This is a genomic window from Streptomyces niveiscabiei (assembly GCF_033794345.1).
Lineage (GTDB): Bacteria > Actinomycetota > Actinomycetes > Streptomycetales > Streptomycetaceae > Streptomyces > Streptomyces niveiscabiei.
Genome location: NZ_JARAYJ010000016.1, coordinates 155460 through 174213, shown reverse-complemented (window position 1 = coordinate 174213; position 18754 = coordinate 155460). Strand labels below are relative to the sequence as shown.

Annotated in this window: 20 protein-coding genes; 13 read left to right on the top strand and 7 right to left on the bottom strand. The window is 71.8% G+C overall.

What is annotated here, in order from left to right:
- Positions 1-225: 225 nt before the first annotated feature.
- Positions 226-618 (bottom strand): VOC family protein, encoded by a 393-nt coding sequence (locus PV682_RS23090; RefSeq protein WP_055723991.1) that lies wholly within the window; start codon positions 616-618, stop codon positions 226-228.
- Positions 619-787: 169 nt separating this feature from the next.
- Between PV682_RS23090 and PV682_RS23085 the strand changes: the two genes are divergently transcribed.
- Positions 788-1339 carry a GNAT family N-acetyltransferase gene (locus PV682_RS23085; protein WP_319732796.1) on the top strand — a complete coding sequence of 184 codons (552 nt, stop codon included), beginning with the start codon at positions 788-790 and terminating at the stop codon, positions 1337-1339.
- Between the two features lie 58 nt (positions 1340-1397).
- Here the strand turns inward: PV682_RS23085 and PV682_RS23080 are convergent, their stop codons facing one another.
- Positions 1398-2066, bottom strand: coding sequence for a glycerophosphodiester phosphodiesterase (locus PV682_RS23080; protein ID WP_319732794.1), 669 nt, complete (start codon positions 2064-2066; stop codon positions 1398-1400).
- A gap of 263 nt (positions 2067-2329) precedes the next feature.
- On the opposite strand from PV682_RS23080, the gene PV682_RS23075 reads away from it, so the two are divergent.
- From PV682_RS23075 to PV682_RS23060, 4 genes are all read left to right on the top strand, one after another.
- A complete protein-coding gene (locus PV682_RS23075) occupies positions 2330-3727 on the top strand; it encodes a DUF6421 family protein (RefSeq protein WP_319732792.1) in 1398 nt (465 codons plus the stop codon).
- Positions 3728-3822: 95 nt separating this feature from the next.
- Entirely contained in the window at positions 3823-4569 is a 747-nt protein-coding gene (locus PV682_RS23070) for an SDR family oxidoreductase (protein ID WP_223009488.1), read from the top strand.
- Positions 4566-5636, top strand: a complete 1071-nt coding sequence (locus PV682_RS23065; RefSeq protein WP_319732790.1) for a threonine aldolase family protein — start codon at positions 4566-4568, stop codon at positions 5634-5636. The genes PV682_RS23070 and PV682_RS23065 overlap by 4 nt, the downstream gene beginning before the upstream one ends.
- A 71-nt stretch (positions 5637-5707) precedes the next feature.
- Positions 5708-6301: a transglutaminase family protein gene (locus PV682_RS23060; protein WP_319732788.1), complete on the top strand. Its 594-nt coding sequence runs from the start codon at positions 5708-5710 to the stop codon at positions 6299-6301.
- A gap of 38 nt (positions 6302-6339) precedes the next feature.
- Here PV682_RS23060 and PV682_RS23055 read toward each other — a convergent pair whose 3' ends face one another.
- The gene (locus PV682_RS23055) at positions 6340-7068 is read right to left on the bottom strand and encodes a lysophospholipid acyltransferase family protein (protein ID WP_319732786.1); all 729 of its coding nucleotides are present in this window, start codon (positions 7066-7068) and stop codon (positions 6340-6342) included.
- 256 nt (positions 7069-7324) lie between these two features.
- Here PV682_RS23055 and PV682_RS23050 point away from each other — a divergent pair, with 256 nt between their 5' ends.
- The 4 genes from PV682_RS23050 to PV682_RS23035 all read left to right on the top strand — a co-directional run bounded on the left by PV682_RS23050 (position 7325) and on the right by PV682_RS23035 (position 10453).
- Positions 7325-7696, top strand: a complete 372-nt coding sequence (locus PV682_RS23050) for a TlpA family protein disulfide reductase (RefSeq protein ID WP_319732784.1) — start codon at positions 7325-7327, stop codon at positions 7694-7696.
- Between the two features lie 196 nt (positions 7697-7892).
- Positions 7893-8402 (top strand): flavin reductase family protein, encoded by a 510-nt coding sequence (locus tag PV682_RS23045; protein ID WP_319732781.1) that lies wholly within the window; start codon positions 7893-7895, stop codon positions 8400-8402.
- A gap of 220 nt (positions 8403-8622) precedes the next feature.
- Positions 8623-9411 carry an electron transfer flavoprotein subunit beta/FixA family protein gene (locus PV682_RS23040; protein ID WP_055722744.1) on the top strand — a complete coding sequence of 263 codons (789 nt, stop codon included), beginning with the start codon at positions 8623-8625 and terminating at the stop codon, positions 9409-9411.
- A 79-nt stretch (positions 9412-9490) separates the two neighbouring features.
- A complete protein-coding gene (locus PV682_RS23035) occupies positions 9491-10453 on the top strand; it encodes an electron transfer flavoprotein subunit alpha/FixB family protein (protein ID WP_319732775.1) in 963 nt (320 codons plus the stop codon).
- Here the strand turns inward: PV682_RS23035 and PV682_RS23030 are convergent.
- Positions 10381-11409 carry an endonuclease/exonuclease/phosphatase family protein gene (locus PV682_RS23030; RefSeq protein WP_319732773.1) on the bottom strand — a complete coding sequence of 343 codons (1029 nt, stop codon included), beginning with the start codon at positions 11407-11409 and terminating at the stop codon, positions 10381-10383. The genes PV682_RS23035 and PV682_RS23030 overlap by 73 nt on opposite strands.
- A gap of 238 nt (positions 11410-11647) precedes the next feature.
- Here PV682_RS23030 and PV682_RS23025 point away from each other — a divergent pair, with 238 nt between their 5' ends.
- Positions 11648-12934 (top strand): DUF6986 family protein, encoded by a 1287-nt coding sequence (locus PV682_RS23025; protein ID WP_319732771.1) that lies wholly within the window; start codon positions 11648-11650, stop codon positions 12932-12934.
- A gap of 71 nt (positions 12935-13005) precedes the next feature.
- Here the strand turns inward: PV682_RS23025 and PV682_RS23020 are convergent, their stop codons facing one another.
- On the bottom strand, positions 13006-13392 hold the full coding sequence (locus PV682_RS23020) for a VOC family protein (RefSeq protein WP_319732769.1): 387 nt from the start codon (positions 13390-13392) through the stop codon (positions 13006-13008).
- 92 nt (positions 13393-13484) lie between these two features.
- Positions 13485-14273, bottom strand: coding sequence for a hypothetical protein (locus PV682_RS23015; RefSeq protein ID WP_319732767.1), 789 nt, complete (start codon positions 14271-14273; stop codon positions 13485-13487).
- Between the two features lie 154 nt (positions 14274-14427).
- Here PV682_RS23015 and PV682_RS23010 point away from each other — a divergent pair, with 154 nt between their 5' ends.
- Positions 14428-15420, top strand: coding sequence for a class I SAM-dependent methyltransferase (locus PV682_RS23010; RefSeq protein ID WP_319732765.1), 993 nt, complete (start codon positions 14428-14430; stop codon positions 15418-15420).
- A 268-nt stretch (positions 15421-15688) separates the two neighbouring features.
- On the opposite strand, the gene PV682_RS23005 is transcribed toward PV682_RS23010, so the two are convergent.
- Positions 15689-16738, bottom strand: coding sequence for a LacI family DNA-binding transcriptional regulator (locus PV682_RS23005; RefSeq protein ID WP_319732763.1), 1050 nt, complete (start codon positions 16736-16738; stop codon positions 15689-15691).
- Positions 16739-16960: 222 nt separating this feature from the next.
- On the opposite strand from PV682_RS23005, the gene PV682_RS23000 reads away from it, so the two are divergent.
- Together PV682_RS23000 and PV682_RS22995 are read left to right on the top strand one after the other, a co-directional pair.
- Complete coding sequence (locus PV682_RS23000; RefSeq protein WP_319732761.1) at positions 16961-17911, top strand: ROK family protein; 951 nt, start codon at positions 16961-16963, stop codon at positions 17909-17911.
- A 647-nt stretch (positions 17912-18558) separates the two neighbouring features.
- On the top strand, positions 18559-18750 hold the full coding sequence (locus PV682_RS22995; RefSeq protein ID WP_319732759.1) for a hypothetical protein: 192 nt from the start codon (positions 18559-18561) through the stop codon (positions 18748-18750).
- The last annotated feature ends 4 nt before the right edge of the window (positions 18751-18754 follow it).

Here is an 18754-nt window from a genome sequence, read left to right as displayed (position 1 = left end):
AAGCCGAAGCCGAAGCCGAAGCCGAAGCCGAAGCCGAAGCCGAAGCCGAAGCCGAAGCCGAAGCCGAAGCCGAAGCCGAAGCCGAAGCCGAAGCCGAAGGCCGGGAGCGGGTCCCGGAACACGCGTCCTGGGAGTGCCTCGGAGCACGCCCGCCGGACAGGGACCCCGGAAAGAGCCCCTCTCTGCACGCTAAGCCCCCACCCCCGCCCCGGCCATCCGAGCGGCTCAGATACCGGGCCGGTACCTGATCGGATGGTCCGCCGGGACCTCCACCAGCACGATCGGCGTCCCGTCGGGATCCGCGATCCACATCTCGATCAGCCCCCACGGCTCCTTCACCGGCTCCCGCACGATCGCGACCCCCTTCGCGGCCAGCTCGTCACGCGCCGCCGACGCGTCCGGGACCTGGAGCCACAGCCGCGTCTCGGGGTCCCGGGGCGCGTCCGTGCGCCCCGCGATCTCCAGGAACCCGCCGCCGAGGAAGTACACCGTCCCCCGCTCCGGCCCGGTGCCGAACTCGCGGTAGACGCCGAGGCCGAGCTGTTCGCCGTAGAAGCGGCGGGCGCGCTCGGGGTCGGCGGGGTGGAGGAGGATCCGGCTGCTCAGTACATGCACCATGCATCCGGAGCCTACGGGAGAGTTAGGCTCTGCGAGGCTCCAGGATCGGGAGAACCCGCAGGTCCTGGCCGAGAGCCGAGACCTGATGTCCGAGATCCGGGACCCAGGACTGGACCCCGCGGCTCTCTCGCCCTCCGCAGCCCCCTTCGTGCCCCAGAACGGAACCCCCATGCACACCCCCGACACGCACACCCCCGACACCGACCTCACCTACCGCGACGCGACCGACGCCGACGTCGAAGCCCTCGTCACCCTCATCGAGTCCGCGTACCGGGGCGACACGAGCCGCACCGGCTGGACCACCGAGGCGGACCTCCTCGACGGTCAGCGCACGGACCCCGAAGGCGTACGGGAGGTCATCGCGAAACCGGACGGCCGGCTCCTGATCGTCGAGCGCGCCGGCACGGTCGTAGCCTGCTGCCAGCTCGAACACCGGGGCACGCACGCCTACTTCGGCATGTTCGCGGTGAGCCCGGCGCTCCAGGGCGGGGGTCTCGGCAAGCGGATCATCGCGGAGGCGGAGCGGCAGGCGCGCGAGAGCTGGGACGTGACCGAGATGCACATGACGGTGATCTCGGTACGGGAGGAGCTGATCGCCTGGTACGAGCGGCGCGGCTACCGGCGTACCGGCCGCACGACTCCCTTCCCGTACGGCGACGAACGCTTCGGCATCCCGCGCCGCACCGGCCTGGAGTTCGAGCTGCTGGTCAAGTCCCTGTAGGGGGTGGCTCCTTCGGGCTGATCGAGACCCTGAACGATTCGATCAGCCGTCCGGCCGCTCAACTTCCCTTGATCTCCGGGTAGTCCGTCGTCACTCCGTCCAACTCGAAGGCCCGCGCGAGCCGTAGCTGGTCCTGCGTGTTCACGACCCACGCGAGGACCCGCAGATCGTGCTTGCGGGCGTGCTCGACCGTCTCCAGCGTGAGGCGGCGGATGTTGAGGCACAGTGTGCGCGCTCCCACGTCCACCGCGCGGTCGGCGATGTCGGCGCCGTAGCGCCCGCCGATCAGCGCGGTCCGCACGCCCGGCACGAGCCGGGTGATCTCGGCGAGCGCCCGGTCGTGGAAGGACGACACCTCGACCCGCTCCACGAGCTCCCGCTTGAGCATGACCTCGGCGAGGGCCTGGGCCGCCTGCGTGTCCTTGATCTCCGCCTGGATCGGCGCGGTGACCACGTCGAGGACCTCCTCGAAGGTCGGGACGCGCTCCCCGCGCCCCGCGTCCAGCGCCCGCAGCTCCTGGAGGGAGTACGCGGAGATCGGCCCGCTGCCGTCGGTCGTCCGGTCCACGTCGGCATCGTGCATCACCACCAGCGCGCCGTCCGAGCTGAGGTGCAGGTCGAGCTCGATCCCGTCGAGGCCGGACTCCTGCGCCGCCACGAACGACCGCAGCGTGTTCTCGGGTTCGACCCCCATCACCCCGCGATGCCCCATCGTCACAAACTCCAAGGCCCGTCTCGCTCTCCGTCGACGCCAGTTCGCTTGGCAGCCTAGGCCCTGGGACGCCTTCCCCGCCGCCGTGCCCCGGAGTGCGACGGCGCGCGGGAGGGATCAGCGCGCCCGCGCGAACCGCCCGTGCTTGGCATGTACGGCAGGAAAAAATGCGGTGACCATGAAGGTGCGCAGGATAATTTCCCGAGGTTCTTCTTGCTCACGGAAACCCCCTATGCATACGGTGTCCATACGCGAGGTTCTCCCGTGGAGGATGGGACATGACGGAAATTCTTGAGCGGGCGACGGCGGGGGAGGGGCTTCCTCCCGAGGTCAGGGTGGTCGAACAGGCCGCGTGGCCGGTTCTGAAGGCCGCCGTGGAGCGCATCCGCCCCTGGCAGGCGGCGAACGGCTCGATCGACTTCGACGCCGACGGCGCCCCGACGCACGCGCAGGCGGAGGCCGCCGTGCGCGAGGTGATCGAGGCGGTCGGCGAGCTGTCCCCGCTGCTGCCGCACGACGCGGCCTACCACCGCGCGCTGGTCGCCGACCTCACCGCCTGGTCCGAGGGCGGCTTCCCGGTCCCCGACTTCCTGGACTCGCTGCTCGCCTTCCAGCCCGCCGCCGACCGGCGCGACGGCCTCCAGCACCTCGTCGTGTTCCCGATGTACACGCAGAACGGCAACCCGGACCGCAACCTCGAAGCGCTCGTCCTGCGCATGGTGTGGCCCGACTGGCTGGCCGAGCTGGAGCGCACCCGGTACGACAACCCGCTGTTCTGCGGCATCACCTTCGAGGACTTCACCCCCGGCTACGACACCAACTCGGCCGTCCTGTTCCCGGAGACCATCGCCGTCCGCGAGGCGCCGGAACGTTTCTCCTGGGGCGGGATCTTCTGCGACCGCGAGGCCGCCCGCTTCCGCCGGGTCACCGAGTCCGCCGTATCCATCCTCGGCATCGACCTCCCCGAGGACGTCGCCGCGATGGTCCACGACCAGAAGCGGTGCGAGGAGGCGTTCGTCCTGTGGGACATGGTCCATGACCGCACCCACAGCCACGGCGACCTGCCCTTCGACCCGTTCATGATCAAGCAGCGCCAGCCGTTCTGGATGTACGGCCTCGAAGAGCTCCGCTGCGACCTCACCGCCTTCAAGGAGGCCGTGAAGCTCCAGGCGGACGGCGTCCCGCAGGCGCGTGACGTGCAGTACGCGGTCCTCTTCGACCGCATGTTCCGCTTCCCCGTGACGGGCGACCGCGTCCGCAACTACGACGGCCTCGGCGGCCAGCTCCTCTTCGCCTACCTGCACCAGGGTGACGTCGTCCGCTGGACCGACAACAAGCTGCACATCGACTGGGAGCGCGCCCCCAAGGTCACCAACGACCTGTGCGCCGAGATCGAGAAGCTCTACAAGGACGGCATCGACCGCCCCAAGCTCGTCCACTGGTTCGCCGGGTACGACCTGGTCGCCCGGTATCTCTCCCCGCACCCGGCCTCCAAGTGGGCCAAGGGTCCTGACGCCCTCGACCTCTCCCAGCCGCCCCGCAAGCTGGTGGACGACGTGCTGCCGGACGAGTTTCCGCTGAGCATGTTCTACGAGGCCCTGGCGAAGAAGCTGAAGAATGTGATCGCCTCGGCGAAGGGGATCACGGCCGACAGCGTGGAGCGCGCTGCGGCGTGAGGACGGCCCCGTACCGTCGGACGGGTCCGTATCGACGATACGGACCCGTCCGACGTCGGGCAGACAGCAAGAGCGACAAGAGCGAGGCGAGGAACATGACCAACGGCGCGCTGAGCGGTGCGGTGATCGCGGTCGCCGGAGCGGGCGGACCGGCAGGCCGGGCGACGCTGATCCGGCTGGCCGAGGCGGGGGCGACCGTCGTCGGCGCCGACAACGACCCCGAGCGGCTCGCGGCGGCCGTCGACGCGGCCCGGTACGCGGCGGGCGGCGCCACCGTCACCGGCGAACCCGTCGACCTGCTGGACCTGGACTCCACGCGCGCGTGGGCCGACCGCACGGAGAAGGAGTTCGGCCGCCTCGACGGCCTCGTCCACCTCGTCGGCGGCTGGCGCGGCAGCGAGACCTTCACCAAGACCAGCCTCGACGACTGGGACTTCCTGGAGCTGCTGCTCATCCGCACCGTCCAGCACACCTCCCTCGCCTTCCACGAGGCCCTCCAGCGCAGCGACCGAGGCCGGTACGTCCTGATCAGCGCGGCCGGCGCGAGCGCGCCCACGGCCGGCAACGCCGCGTACGCCGCCGGCAAGGCCGCCGCCGAGGCGTGGACCCTCGCTCTCGCCGACTACTTCCGCAAGGCCGGCGGCGCGGGCGGCCCCACCTCCGCCGCCGCGATCCTCGTCGTCAAGGCCCTCGTGCACGACGCGATGCGCGCCGAGCGGCCCAACGCCAAGTTCGCGGGCTTCACCGACGTCAAGGAACTCGCCGAGGCCATCACCGGCGTCTGGGACAAGACCGCCGCCGAAGTGAACGGACAGCGCCTGTGGCTCACCGAGCAGCCGTGAACCCCCCGAAGACCGACGCCCGCCGCCACCACGACCCCGACGTCCGGGGCTTCGCCAGCGACAACTACGCGGGCGCGCACCCCGAGGTGATGGCCGCCCTCGCCCTCGCCAACGGCGGCCACCAGGTCGCCTACGGCGAGGACGACTACACCGGGCACCTCCAGAGCATCGTCCGCAGCCACTTCGGGCCCACCGCCGAGGCGTTCCCCGTCTTCAACGGCACCGGCGCCAACGTCGTCGCCCTCCAGGCGGTCACCGACCGCTGGGGCGCAGTGATCTGCGCGGAGAGCGCCCACATCAACGTCGACGAGGGCGGCGCGCCCGAGCGCATGGGCGGGCTCAAGCTGCTCACCGTCCCCACGCCCGACGGCAAGCTCACGCCCGAGCTGATCGACCGGCAGGCGTACGGCTGGGACGACGAGCACCGCGCGATGCCGCAGGTCGTCTCGATCACCCAGTCCACCGAACTCGGCACCCTCTACACGCCGGACGAGATCCGCGCGATCTGCGACCACGCGCACGCGCGCGGGATGCGCGTCCACCTCGACGGGTCCCGGATAGCCAACGCGGCGGCCTCGCTCGACGTACCCATGCGGACGTTCACCAACGCCGTCGGCGTCGACATCCTGTCGCTGGGCGGCACGAAGAACGGCGCGCTGTTCGGTGAGGCGGTCGTCGTGATCAACCAGGACGCCGTGCGGCAGATGAAGCACCTGCGCAAGCTGTCCATGCAGCTCGCCTCCAAGATGCGGTTCGTGTCCGTGCAGCTGGAGGCGCTGCTCGCCAAGGACCTCTGGCTGCGCAACGCCCGGCACGCCAACGAGATGGCCCAGCGGCTCGCCGAGGGCGTCCGCGCGGTGCACGGCGTCGAGATCCTCTACCCCGTCCAGGCCAACGGCGTCTTCGCCCGCCTGCCGCACGACGTGAGCGTCCGCCTCCAGGAGCGGTTCCGGTTCTACTTCTGGGACGAGGCGGCCGGGGTCGTGCGGTGGATGTGCTCCTTCGACACGCGCGAGGACGACGTGGACGCGTTCCTGTCGGCGCTGAAGGAGGAGATGGCGAGGTAGGTGTGCATAGTTATACGTCCAGCCGTAAATGAATTGACGGCCGGCTGGTCGTATTCCTATGCTCGGCGGGCATGGAGCTGATCCAGAACACCCCCGACCTCTCCGCGTACCTGGCGGCTGACGAGGTCATCGACCACCACCATCCCGTCGTACGGCAGACTGCCGCCCGGCTCGCCGCGGACGTACCCGACTCGTATGCCTATGCAGAGGCCGCGTTCGTGTACGTCCGTGACGAGATCCCCCACTCCCAGGACGCCCAGGACCCCCGCGTCACCTGGCGCGCCTCCGACGTCCTGGAACAGCGCACCGGCATCTGCTACGCCAAGGCCCACGCCCTCGCCGCCCTCCTGCGCGCCGAGGACATCCCCACGGCCCTCTGCTACCAGCTCCTGCGCGCCGACGACGGCCCCGGACACGTCGTCCACGGCCTCGTCGCCGTCCGCTTCAACGGGGCCTGGCACCGACAGGACCCGCGCGGCAACAAGGCCGGGGTGAACGCGCAGTTCTCGTTGACGGGGGAACGGCTGGCATGGGTCCCCGACGAGAGGCAGGGCGAGGCGGATCACCCCACCCTCTACGCACAGCCCCATCCCGCCGTCCTGCGCGCACTCCGGGAAGCCCCCGACCGGTCACACCTCTGGAAGACACTCCCGACCGCCCTCTGACACCCCGCCACACGCGCCGGAGACGGCTGCGACTGGTCTCAGCGGGCCTCGGCTGCGCGGACCTCTTCGGGGGTGGGTGCCGTGCCGCCGAGGTGGGCCGGCATCCACCATGTGTCGCTCGCGTTCTTCGGGCGGACCGGGTAGGCGCGCTGGGCGGCCTCCAGGAGCTCCTGGACGCGCTCGCGGAGCTGGCGGGTGATGGCGCCCGCGTACTTGTCCTTGGAGGCTTCCAGGGCCTCGCCGACGCGGATCGTGATCGGGATGTGGCTGCGCTTGAAGTTGCGGGGGTGGCCCTTCGTCCAGAGGCGCTGGGTGCCCCAGACGGCCATCGGGATCAGCGGGACGCCCGCCTCCTGGGCCAGGCGCGCGGCGCCGGACTTGAAGCTCTTGAGGGTGAACGACTGCGAGATCGTCGCCTCGGGGAACACGCCGACGACCTCACCGGAGCGCAGCGACGCGAGCGCGTGCTGGTAGGCGGCCTCGCCCTGCTTGCGGTCGACGGGGATGTGCTTCATGTTGCGCATCAGGGGGCCGGAGACGCGGTGGCGGAAGACGGACTCCTTGGCCATGAAGCGCACCAGCCGCTTCTGGGGGAGCGCCGCGAGGCCGTCGAAGATGAAGTCCAGGTAGCTGATGTGGTTGCTCACCAGCACCGCACCGCCCGTGCGCGGGATGTTCTCCGAGCCCCGACAGTCGATCTTGAGGTCCCAGACCTTGAACAGGGTCTGCGCGAGACCGACGGCGGGACGGTACACAAGCTCTGCCATGGGTGAGGCGGACCCTTCCTTCTCTCAGCCTGGGAAGGGAAACTCCCGGCGGACAAGTTACGCAGCCGTAGGTTTACGGCATGTCGCAGATCGTGCCCCAAGAACGTGCGGCGGGCCAGTCCTGGTTCCTGACCGCGTCGGAGATCCTCGTCACGTCCACACCTTGATCCACCTCGGGCTTTGATCCTTTCTTTACCGGCGGTACCCGAAGGCCGCACCGGAAACGGTTCGGGGAACCGGGAATGTTTGCGGTCTCGTGAACGCTTCAGCCGCTGATGACCGGACTCAGGGGGTGTCTCGCGTGCGCGCACGGGACGACGGCAGACGGCTGGACGCGGCGGCGCTCGGCGCCGAACTCGGCGAGCGGGCCACCCTCGTCCAGTTCTCCAGCGCCTTCTGCGCCCCCTGCCGGGCGACCAGGCGGACGCTCGGGGACGTGGCCGGCATGGTCCCCGGCGTCGCCCACATCGAGATCGACGCCGAGCGGCACCTCGACCTCGTACGGGAACTCGGCATCCTCAAGACGCCGACCGTGCTGGTCCTGGACGCCGGCGGGAACGTCGTACGGCGCGCCGGCGGTCAGCCGCGCAAGGCGGACGTCATCGCCGCGCTGGGGGAGGCGGTGTGACGGAGCGGCAGCTTCCAGATCCCGGAACGCCCTTGACTGGACATGCCACCTATCGTCAGCCTGACGTCATGCCTGAGGAACTCCTTCTCTACGGACGGGTCCACGTCGACCTGGCCCGGAGCACCGCGAGCGCACGCTGTCCGGGCCGCTGAGCACCCCGGACCCCGCTCGTCACTTCACCCCGAAGGACAACCCGATGACGGCCTCGCCCGACCTCGCCGCCGCTCAGCCCGCCTCCCCCGACCTCCTGCGCTCCGTCTTCCGCCGGCACGCCGCCGGTGTGGCCGTGATCACCGCCTCCGGCGAGCACGGCCCCGTCGGATTCACCGCCACCTCCCTCACCTCCGTCTCCGCCGAACCTGCGCTGCTCTCCTTCGGCATCGGTACCGGCGCCTCCAGCTGGCCCGCGATATCCCGCGCACGGCACGTCGGCGTGCACCTGCTCGGCGAGCACCAGGCCGACCTGGCCGCCACCTTCGCGCGCAGCGGTGCCGACCGCTTCGGCGCGCCCACCGCCTGGCACGAGGGCCCCGAAGGCGTGCCCGTCCTGGACGACGTCCTCGCCTGGCTGGTGTGCCGCGTGCACACGCGCGTGCCCGCGGGCGATCACCGGATCGTGCTGGCGGAGGTCGTTCTCGGCGACCCCACGCGCGCGGGACGGCCGCTGCTCTACCACCAGGGGCGGTTCAACGCGCTGCGTGACTGAGACCGTTCCCCGCCCATCTGCGGGGCCGTCGGGTTCCGGTTACGCTGCGTTGCGAAGGTCACAGTTCAAAGCGCTTGCTTAGCGGGCATGAACTGGTTGTACTGGTGAGTAATATTCCTGGCGGAGGCGGGCCGCCCCCGATCCGGGAACGGCCTCTTCAGGCGCCTATGCTGCCTGTAAGTAGGCAGCCGAGAACTGACGATGCAGTAGGAGAGCCGGCGTGAGCTTGAGGATCGTTGTCACTGTGAAGTACGTGCCCGACGCCACTGGCGACCGGCACTTCGCCGATGACCTGACCGTCGACCGGGACGACGTGGACGGTCTGCTCTCCGAGCTCGACGAGTACGCGGTCGAACAGGCCCTCCAGATCTCCGAGAACTCCGACGACGACGTCGAGGTCACCGTCCTCACCGTCGGCCCCGAGGACGCCAAGGACGCCCTGCGCAAGGCCCTCTCCATGGGCGCCGACAAGGCGATCCACGTCGAGGACGACGACCTGCACGGCACCGACGCCCTCGGCACCTCCCTGGTCCTCGCGAAGGCCATCCAGAAGGCCGGTTTCGACCTCGTCGTCTCGGGCATGGCCTCCACCGACGGCGGCGGCGGTGTCGTCCCCGCGCTGCTCGCCGAGCGCCTCGGCGTCCCGCAGGTCACGCTGCTGTCCCAGGTCGAGGTCGAGGACGGCGTCGTCAAGGGCCGCCGCGACGGCGACGCCGCGTCCGAGCAGCTCGAAGCGTCCCTGCCGGCCGTCGTGTCCGTCACCGACCAGTCGGGCGAGGCGCGTTACCCGTCATTCAAGGGCATCATGGCCGCCAAGAAGAAGCCGGTCGAGTCCTGGGACCTGTCCGACCTCGACATCGAGGCCGAGGAGGTCGGCCTGGACGGCGCCTGGACCAAGGTCGACGACGCGACCGCGCGCCCGGCCCGCACGGCCGGCACGATCGTCAAGGACGAGGGCGAGGGCGGCAAGCAGCTCGCTGAGTTCCTCGCGGGTCAGAAGTTCATCTAGGCCCCGCGCGTGGGGCAGCGGTTTCGGCCGGGCCCCTTGCTGACCGCCCCTCAACTTCGTTTCGCAGGAGAGCATTCCCATGGCTGAAGTCCTCGTCTACGTCGACCACGTGGACGGCGCCGTCCGCAAGCCCACCCTCGAGCTGCTGACGCTCGCCCGCCGCATCGGCGAGCCCGTCGCCGTCGCGCTGGGCGCCGGCGCGGCCGGCACGGCCGCCGTCCTCGCCGAGCACGGCGCGACGCGCGTCCTGACCCACGAGGCGTCCGAGTACGCCGACTACCTCGTCGTCCCCAAGGTCGACGCCCTCCAGGCCGCCTACGCCGCCGTCTCCCCGGCCGCCGTCCTGGTCTCCTCCTCCGCCGAGGGCAAGGAGATCGCCGCCCGCCTCGCGCTGCGCATCGAGGCCGGTCTGATCACCGACGCGACCGACCTGGAGGCCGGCGCGGAGGGCCCGGTGGCCACGCAGGCCGTGTTCGCCGCGTCGTTCACCACCAAGTCCCGTGTCGTCAAGGGCACTCCGGTCATCACCGTCAAGCCCAACTCCGCCGCCGTCGAGGCCGCCCCGGCCGCGGGCGCGGTCGAGGACCTCGCGGTGTCGTTCTCCGCCGCCGCGACCGGCACGAAGATCACCGGCCGCACCGCGCGCGAGTCGACCGGGCGTCCGGAGCTGACCGAGGCCGCGATCGTCGTCTCCGGCGGCCGTGGCGTCAACGGCGCCGAGAACTTCGCGATTATCGAGGCCCTCGCGGACTCCCTCGGCGCGGCCGTCGGCGCCTCCCGCGCCGCCGTCGACGCCGGCTGGTACCCGCACACCAACCAGGTCGGCCAGACCGGCAAGTCCGTCTCGCCGCAGCTCTACATCGCCAACGGCATCTCCGGCGCGATCCAGCACCGCGCGGGCATGCAGACGTCCAAGACGATCGTCGCGGTCAACAAGGACCCCGAAGCGCCGATCTTCGACCTCGTCGACTACGGCGTCGTCGGCGACCTCTTCGACGTCGTGCCGCAGCTCACGGAGGAGATCAACACCCGCAAGGGCTGATCTCCGGGTGGTACGGGGCCCTGTGACCGGTGATGCCGGTCGCGGGGCCTCTCGCGTTCAGGTGAGGTCCACGCTCGCGCACACCGGCAGGTGGTCGCTCGGGTACTGGTGCCCGCGCGTACGCCACGGGTGGCCATCACCCAGTCGATGCGCCGGCCGTCCGCCACCAGGCCGCGGTAGTCGTGGAACGTCCCGAACTGCGGCCCGCGCGTGAGGGCGCTGTCCCAGGTGTCGACCAGGCCCGCGCGCAGGAGTGTGTCGTACACCTCGTTGTCGTGCGCTGTGACGTTGAAGTCCCCGAGGAGCAGGGCGGGGTGGGAGAGTGCGCCCATGCGGGCGGCGATGAGGGACGCCGCACGCGCGCGTGCGTACTGGCTGCGGTGGTCCAGGTGCGTGTTCAGGACGGAGAACTCCCGGCCGGGGTCCAGCCGGTCCCGGAACCGCACCCAGGTGCACATCCGGACGAACGCCGCGCCCCAGGTGTTCGACGCGAGGTCCTCCGGCGTGTCCGACAGGGCGTACGTGCCGTGCGCGAGGGGCGTGAGCCGGGCCGTGTCGTAGTAGACCGCGAGCGACTCGTCCGTCGTACGGCCCTCGAGCCCCGTACCGATCCACGCGTACCGGGGCCCGAGGTCGGCGGCGATGTCCAGGATCTGGCCGTGCACGCCCTCCTGGGTGCCGACGACGGACGGGGCGGCCCGCAGGAGCAGTTCGCGGGTCACGGGGCGGCGCGCGGCCCAGCTGTTGGGCTCCCGGGTGCTGGCGAAGCGGAGGTTGAAGGTCATGGCCCGTAACGGGGGGACGGGCTGTACGGGGCGTGCCGACTGGTTCGAGGGCCCGGTCTCGTCGAGGTGGGCCTGCGAGGCCCGTACGGTGCCCAGCAGCGGGACGGCCAGAGTCGCCGCCAGCGCGGTCCTCAGCCCCGCGCGCCGCGTCACTCCGCCGGTGCCCGTCATGTGCGCCCCCTCCCCTTGGGGATCAGGATGAGGGTGCGAACCGCTGTGCGAAAGAGGGTCCGGGTGAAGAAAAGGATCAGCGGGAGTGAACCGTCGCGAGGGTCCGCGACGATGAAGGGGTACGAGGCGGGCCGAGGGGACCGCTGAGTGGACGGGGTGTTGACCGGCGGCAAGATCCGTTGTTGGCTTCCGTCGCTGGAGTATTGATTCCGTAGAGCGGAAAACTGGAGGGTGTGGGATGGGGTCAGGGCAGCAGGAGCCGGTCGTGACGAGCCTGGCGAGCGCCGTCGGCGAGGAGATCGCCGCCCGGCTCGCCCCGGTCGACGCGGAGCTGGCCCGCCGCTACCCCGGCGACCCCGGCACCCGCCAGCCCGTCCACACCGTCTACGTCCCCGGGGACGTCTTCGCCGCCGACACCGTCCGCGCCTGGGGCGACCGCGCGCTCACCGCCCTCGACGAACACGCCCCGGACGCCGCCTCCTTCGCCGCCGTCCTCGGCCTCGCCGACGACCTCGCCGAGCCCGTGTACGCGCGCGTGCGCGCCAAGCTGGAGCGCGAACCGGTGGAAGACCTGCGCATCGACTTCGAGGACGGGTACGGCCCTCGCCCCGACGCGGAGGAGGACCGGCACGCGGCCCGGGCCGCCCGGCTGGTGGCGCGCGCCTACCGGGACGGCACCGCCGCCCCGTACACGGGCATCCGCATGAAGTGCATGGAGGCCGCCGTCCGCGACCGGGGCATCCGCACGCTCGACATCTTCCTCAGCGGCCTCATGGAGGCGGGCGGGCTGCCGGGCGGCCTCCTCCTGACCCTCCCCAAGGTGACCTACCCCGAGCAGGTCACCGCCATGGTCCGGCTCCTGGAGGCGTTCGAGAAGGCCCGCGGCCTCGACAGCGGGCGCATCGGCTTCGAGATCCAGATCGAGACCAGCCAGGCCGTCCTCGCCGCCGACGGCACCGCGACCGTCGCGCGCATGATCGACGCCGCCGAGGGGCGGGCGACCGGGCTGCACTACGGCACGTTCGACTACAGCGCCTCCCTCGGCGTCTCCGCCGCGCACCAGGCCAGCGACCATCCCGCCGCCGACCACGCGAAGGCCGTCATGCAGGTCGCCGCCGCGGGCACGGGCGTGCGGGTCTGCGACGGCTCGACGAACGTCCTGCCCGTCGGGTCCACCGAGAAGGTCCACGACGCCTGGCGGCTGCACTACGGATTGACGCGGAGAGCTCTCGCCCGGGCCTACTACCAGGGGTGGGACATGCATCCCGGGCACCTTCCGACGCGGTACGCCGCCGTGTTCGCGTTCTACCGGGAGGGGTTCGCGCGGGCCGCCGCCCGGCTCTCGCGGTACGCCAGCCGGACCGCCGGGGACGTGATGGACGAACCGGCCACGGCGAAGGCGCTCAGCGGGTATCTGCTGCGGGGCCTGGACTGCGGGGCGCTGGACGTGGACGAGGTGGCGCGGGGGAGCGGTCTGACGCGGGAGGAGCTGGAGGAGTTCGCGGGGCGGCGGAAGGGGGCGTGAGGGCTTGTGCCGGGTGGGGCCGGTCGGCCCGAAGGGGCCGACCGGGGTCGCGCTGTGGGTGGCGGTGAGGGTTACTGCTCGTTGGTGTACGGGCGCGTGATGATCTCCATCGCGTGTCCGGACGGGTCCAGGAAGTAGACGCCACGGCCGCCGTAGTAGTGGTTGATCCGGCCCGGGCGCCGCAGGTGCGGATCGTCGAAGTACTCGATCTTCGCCTCCTCGATCCGGGCGAACGCGGCGTCGAACTCCTCGTCGGAGACGAGGAAGGCGTAGTGCTGGGTGGTGATCGACTCCTCCGGCACGGTGAGGAAGTCCAGCGACACGCCGTTCGCGGTGTTCACGGGCAGGAAGGGGCCGAGCTGCGGGGAGACCTCGAGTCCGAGGACATGGGCGAGGAAGTGCGCGGACTCGTGCTGGTCCCGGGCGGCCACGATGGTGTGGTTCAGTTCGACAGACATCTGTGGAGTGCCTCCGTAAGGCAATCTCACAGGCACCTCCATGCCGCACCGGGACGGTGACCGGCACGCGATGCCTTGCCTCCGACGATAACTCAGCTCCCCGGCCGACCTGACCTGCGGGGAAGCGTTTCGGCCCGGGCGTGGAGATGCTCCAGGCCCGACGCCGTGACCAGTTTCTCCTCCCTCAGCAGCCGGGTGCCCCGCTCGCACAACTCCGCGTCCGCGCGCGCCCGTTCGCTGAACTCCTCCGGGGTCGGGCCGAAGAGGCGTCTCAACTCCGGGGAACCTTCGAGGAGTCCGGCGATCAGCGTGCGCTGGTCTCCGTGGCGGCGCGGGGTTCCCGTGCCGTCGTGCAGGACGCCGTGGCGGTTCACGTAGACGTAAGTCCCGGGCAGGACCTGGCCGTTCTCCAGCTCCACCCTGAACTCCGGCGCGGGCAGCCGGACTCGGGCGTAGTTCCCCTGGAGCGAGTGCGCTCCCTCGCTGGCGTCGACGACTTTCAGCTGTTCGTCGTCCAGCCAGATGACGAACAACTCCCGTGTGACGTCCGGTGCGTCGAGCGGTGACGCGGAGACGTAGCCCATCCGGCTCACGTGCGCCGAGACACCGACGTCGAGGCCGGTGACGTGTGCCTTCGTCATCGGGATCGGGGACGTGATCCCGAACTCGTCCATCTTGTGCCGCAGTTGGCCGGGGCAGGCGTTGGAGCCGACGGCCAGGACGGGGGTGCGGTCGGGGTGGGCCAGGCGGTCCAGGGGGAGGAGGCGGTCGCCCTGGAGGAGGGCGGAGGCGGCGGGCCAGGGGCCGGGGTAGGTGAGGGGGTGGTCGCGGGGGGCTCGCGCGAGGCCCAGGGAGGTGAGGGTGGGGGCGGAAGAGGGCATGTGAGGTGTCCTATACCCCCGGAGCCTCCCGCGCACCGACGCGGTGCTCCTCACCCTGCCGTGTCGCGGCCCGTCGCGTGCGAGGGTTCCCGACCGTGGTGCGGCGGGCGGCGACGCCGTGGGGGCGCGGCCCGTCGCGTGCGAGGGTTCCCGTATGGCCGACGACGTGAGCTTCCGACCCGACCTCTACCGGGGCACCGCCGACTACTACGACCGCTTCCGCCTCGCCTACCCCGACACGATGCTCGCCGACCTCGTCCACCGCACGTCCCCCTCCGGACACGGACGCCTCCTGGACCTGGCCTGCGGCACCGGCCAGCTCGCCTTTCCGCTGCGTGCCTGGTTCACGGAGGTGTGGGCGGTGGACGCCGAGGCCGGCATGGGGGACGTGGTGCGCGCGAAGGCGGGGGTCGGCGGGGAGGTGGCTGACGCCAAGGCCGTCGGCAACAGGGCGGCGGTTGGCGGGGACGTGGACCGGGCACGGGACGTCGCTGCCAGGGTGGCGGTCGGCGGGGACGTGGTCGGTGCCGGGGCAGGGGCCGACGTCAGGGCCGGCGCCGCCGGGGCGGCAGGCACGGGCGACGCGGCTCACGTCCGGGCCGTCACCGCCAAGGCCGAGGATCTGGAGATGGACGCGGGGAGCGTCGAACTCGTCGTCATCGGCAACGCCTTTCACCGGCTGCCCCGTGACCTGGTCGCCCGGCGTGCCCTGAGCTGGCTCGAACCCGGCGGTCACCTGGCCCTCTGCTGGTCGACGAGCCCGTGGGCGGGGCCGTCGGACTGGCAGCGGGCGTTCGGTGCCGTGCTGCGCCGGTGGCAGGAGGCGTTGGGGGCGACGAGCCGGGTGCCGTCGAGCGCCGAGCGGCGTCGGCGGACGGACCCCGACGGGGAGGTGCTCCGCCGCGCGGGGTTCGAGCCCGCCGTACGGCACGAGTTCGCGGTCGAACACTGGTGGACCCTCGACGAACTCGCCGGGCACGTCCGCTCGACGTCCTTCCTGCCGCCGTCCGTCCTCGCGGACCGCGCCGCGGAGTTCGACGGCGACCTCATGGCCGTACTCGGCCCCTACGCGGTCGACGACCACCTGACGGAGACGGTGAGCTTCGCGTACGACCTTGCGCGCAAGCCGGGGGCGGCTTCCGGCTGACGGCCCGGGGTACGTACCCCACTCGCCCTCGGCGCGGCGAGGTGGATCGGGCGTCCCCTCCCCGGAGGTCCGGGAACGGCTGCCCACCGCACCTTCGCCCGGCCCCGCCTCGTCGGCCGTCTGAGGCGCCCTGTCGGCCCGGAGGGGCCGTTTCGACTCACAGGCGCCCGCGCCCCCGGGGAGAGTCGTTCACCGCCCTGCCCAGGGGCCTTGCCGGTGCGGTGACGGCCGTTCGGGCCAGGTAGCCGACCGGCCCCGGGGCAGCCGTTCAGTCCTGCGGGGGCAGTTCCCCCGACCCCCGGGTGATCAGGCGGGTCGGCAGGACGATGCGTTCGGGGGCGATGCGGGTGCCTTCGAGTTGCTGGAAGAGGCGTTCCGCGGCGGTGCGGCCGATGATCGCGGCGTCCTGGGAGACGACCGTGACGCCGGGCTGGAGGAGGTCGGCGAGTTCGAGGTCGTCGAAGCCGATGAGGGCGACGCGGCGGGCGTGTTCGGCGAGGACGCGGATGACGGTGACGGTGACCCGGTTGTTGCCGGCGAAGATCGCGGTGACCGGAGAGGGCCCCGACAGCATCAGCTCGGCGGCCCGGCGTACCCGGTCGGGGCTGGTGACGCCGAGGGACATCCAGGCGTCCTGGACGGCTATCCCGGCGTCCTCCAGGGCGGCCCGGTAGCCGCGCAGGCGCTCCGCGGCCGTGTGGATGCGCGGCATGTCGCCGATGAACCCGATCCTGCGGTGCCCGTGCGCGAGGAGGTGGGCGACGCCTTCGCGGGCCCCGCCGAAGTTGTCGGACAGGACGCAGTCGGCGTCGATCCGGCCGGCCGGCCGGTCGACGAACACCGTCGCGACGCCCGCCTTGATCTCCGGCTCCAGATACCGGTGGTCGTCGCCCGCCGGGATCACCACGAGCCCGTCGACCCGCCGCGCGCACAGCGCCAGCGCCAGCTCCTGCTCGCGCTCGGGGTCCTCGGCGCTTGAGCCGTTGATCAGCAGGGCGCCGTGCGACCGGGCCACCTCCTCGACGGCGCGGCTGAGCGGGCCGTAGAACGGGTCGGCGAGGTCTTCGAGGACCAGCCCGATGCTCGCCGTACGGCCCTTGCGCAGTACGCGCGCGCTGTCGTTGCGGCGGAAGCCGAGCGCCTCGATGGCCTCCTGGACGCGCCGCTCGGTCTCGGGGGTGACGCCGGGTTCGCCGTTGACGACGCGGGAGACCGTCTTGAGGCCGACGCCCGCGCGCGCGGCGACGTCCTTCATCGTGGGACGGTTGCCGTAGCGGGCGGTGGTCAGGGAGGCGGCGCGTCGGGGCGTCTCTGGCACGATGCGGGGTCCTGTTCCTGTCGGCCTCGTGGATACGGCGATGTCCGGGTTTGCGGGGGTCGCGCGATCCCTGGGGTTGTATGAGGATGTGGCGTCGAGCATAGAGCCTGGACAACGTTGTCAGATGCAGAGAGACTGTCCGACGCCTTCTCCGGTCCGCGTCCCCCACCGCTGGACCGGCCTGCTCTTTTCGACGGTCGACTGGGGAGAACCGAGACTTTGATGCACACCGACCTCGTGGCCGCGCTCGACATCGGCGGCACCAAGATCGCCGGAGCACTGGTGGACGGCGACGGCGCGATCGTGGCCCGCGCGCAGCGGCCGACCCCCGCGCGTGAGGACGGCGAGACCGTCATGGGCGCCGTCGAGGCGGTGCTCGGGGAGCTGACCGCGTCGCCGCTGTGGGACCGCGTCCACAGCGTCGGTATCGGCAGCGCGGGTCCCGTGGACGCCTCCGCGGGCACGGTCAGCCCGGTCAACGTGCCCGGCTGGCGCGGCTTCCCGCTCGTCGCGCGCGTGCGCGCGGTCACCGGTGAGCTGCCCGTCGAGCTGATCGGCGACGGGGTCGCCATCACCGCCGCCGAGCACTGGCAGGGCGCCGCGCGCGGGCACGACAACGCGCTCTGCATGGTCGTCTCCACGGGCGTCGGCGGGGGCCTCGTCCTGGGCGGCCGGCTCCACCCGGGGCCCACCGGGAACGCCGGGCACATCGGGCACATCTCCGTCGACCTCGACGGCGACTCGTGCCCCTGCGGTGGCCGCGGCTGCGTCGAGCGCATCGCCAGCGGGCCCAACATCGCCCGCCGCGCCCTCGACAACGGCTGGCGTCCCGGGGCCGACGGCGACGCCACGGCCGCCGCTGTCGCCGCAGCCGCCCGCGCGGGCGACCCGGCCGCCGTCGCGTCCTTCGACCGCGCCGCCCAGGCCCTCGCGGCGGGTATAGCGGCGACCGCGACGCTGGTCGAGATCGACATCGTGGTGATCGGCGGGGGCGTGGGGAAGGCCGGTGACGTCCTCTTCGGGCCCCTGCGCCGCCATCTCGCCGACTACGCCACGCTGTCCTTCGTCCAGGGGCTGACGATCGTGCCGGCCCAGATGGGGACGGACGCGGGGCTCGTGGGGGCGGCTGCGGCGGCACTCGTACGGAGGGAGGGGGCCGCGGCGGGGGTGTAGGCGGGTGTGTACGGGGGGCGGTTGCGGGCGGTTCGGTCGGCGAGGTGCTGTGCGCGCGGGGGTGGGGCCGGTGTTCGGATGCAGCTGCCACGCGCGCGCGGATGCGTGGAAGCAGGCCGTGCTCGACGCCGGGGCGGCCATCGTGCAGGCCCGCGCGCGGGGACGCGGAGCCCTGAAGTAGGTCATCGGGGAGAGGCGCATCGTGCAGTGCCCACGCGCGGGGATGCCGAGCAGGTCGGGGTCGGCGAGCAGGCGCGGGAGGTGCAGCCTTCGCGCGCGGGGACGTGGCGGCATGCCGGTCGTGCATGGCTCGCGGTGGTGGCAGCCTTCGCGTGCGCAGGGACGCGGCTCGCCCCGCAGAGCGAGCCGCTCCTCGATGGCCGGCAGTCCCCCCGCGCCCGGGGACGCGGACGGCCGTGCTCGGCTCCAGCGCCGGGTACAGCGGCAGTCCCCGCGCGCGGGGACGCGTGTTTCGGCTGTGGTTCTGTGTCCGCGCGGGGAGGCGTGGTTCGCGTACGGCGTGGTGCTGCACGTGTGCGGGGTGATGCCCCGCGCGCGCGTGCCTGGGTGCGGGGCTTGCCCTGCCCCTGCGTTCTGTCCTCAACCCCGTGCGTGACCTCCCGGCAGGGCTCCGCGTTGGAGTGGGCATGAAGAAGCGCAGCATGCTTGCCATCGCCTCCCTGGCGACCGGGTTCGTGGTCGCCGCGATCACGCCGTCGCACGGGGCGGACCACGACAAACTCGGTCTCGACGTGGGGGACACGCTCAGTCAGCTCGACCACACGGTGGCCGACGACAGTCTGGCCGTCGACGACAACGCGCTCGGGCAGGGCGGTTGACGAG

Coding starts and splice junctions, on each gene's coding strand:
- PV682_RS23045 (WP_319732781.1), top strand. CDS start 7,893: ATGACGGCCTCGCCCGACCTCGCCGCCGCTCAGCCCGCCTCCCCCGAC.
- PV682_RS23020 (WP_319732769.1), bottom strand. CDS start 13,392: ATGTCTGTCGAACTGAACCACACCATCGTGGCCGCCCGGGACCAGCAC.
- PV682_RS23010 (WP_319732765.1), top strand. CDS start 14,428: ATGGCCGACGACGTGAGCTTCCGACCCGACCTCTACCGGGGCACCGCC.
- PV682_RS23090 (WP_055723991.1), bottom strand. CDS start 618: ATGGTGCATGTACTGAGCAGCCGGATCCTCCTCCACCCCGCCGACCCC.
- PV682_RS23035 (WP_319732775.1), top strand. CDS start 9,491: ATGGCTGAAGTCCTCGTCTACGTCGACCACGTGGACGGCGCCGTCCGC.
- PV682_RS23060 (WP_319732788.1), top strand. CDS start 5,708: ATGGAGCTGATCCAGAACACCCCCGACCTCTCCGCGTACCTGGCGGCT.
- PV682_RS22995 (WP_319732759.1), top strand. CDS start 18,559: ATGAAGAAGCGCAGCATGCTTGCCATCGCCTCCCTGGCGACCGGGTTC.
- PV682_RS23030 (WP_319732773.1), bottom strand. CDS start 11,409: ATGACGGGCACCGGCGGAGTGACGCGGCGCGCGGGGCTGAGGACCGCG.
- PV682_RS23070 (WP_223009488.1), top strand. CDS start 3,823: ATGACCAACGGCGCGCTGAGCGGTGCGGTGATCGCGGTCGCCGGAGCG.
- PV682_RS23025 (WP_319732771.1), top strand. CDS start 11,648: ATGGGGTCAGGGCAGCAGGAGCCGGTCGTGACGAGCCTGGCGAGCGCC.
- PV682_RS23075 (WP_319732792.1), top strand. CDS start 2,330: ATGACGGAAATTCTTGAGCGGGCGACGGCGGGGGAGGGGCTTCCTCCC.
- PV682_RS23000 (WP_319732761.1), top strand. CDS start 16,961: ATGCACACCGACCTCGTGGCCGCGCTCGACATCGGCGGCACCAAGATC.
- PV682_RS23015 (WP_319732767.1), bottom strand. CDS start 14,273: ATGCCCTCTTCCGCCCCCACCCTCACCTCCCTGGGCCTCGCGCGAGCC.
- PV682_RS23085 (WP_319732796.1), top strand. CDS start 788: ATGCACACCCCCGACACGCACACCCCCGACACCGACCTCACCTACCGC.
- PV682_RS23055 (WP_319732786.1), bottom strand. CDS start 7,068: ATGGCAGAGCTTGTGTACCGTCCCGCCGTCGGTCTCGCGCAGACCCTG.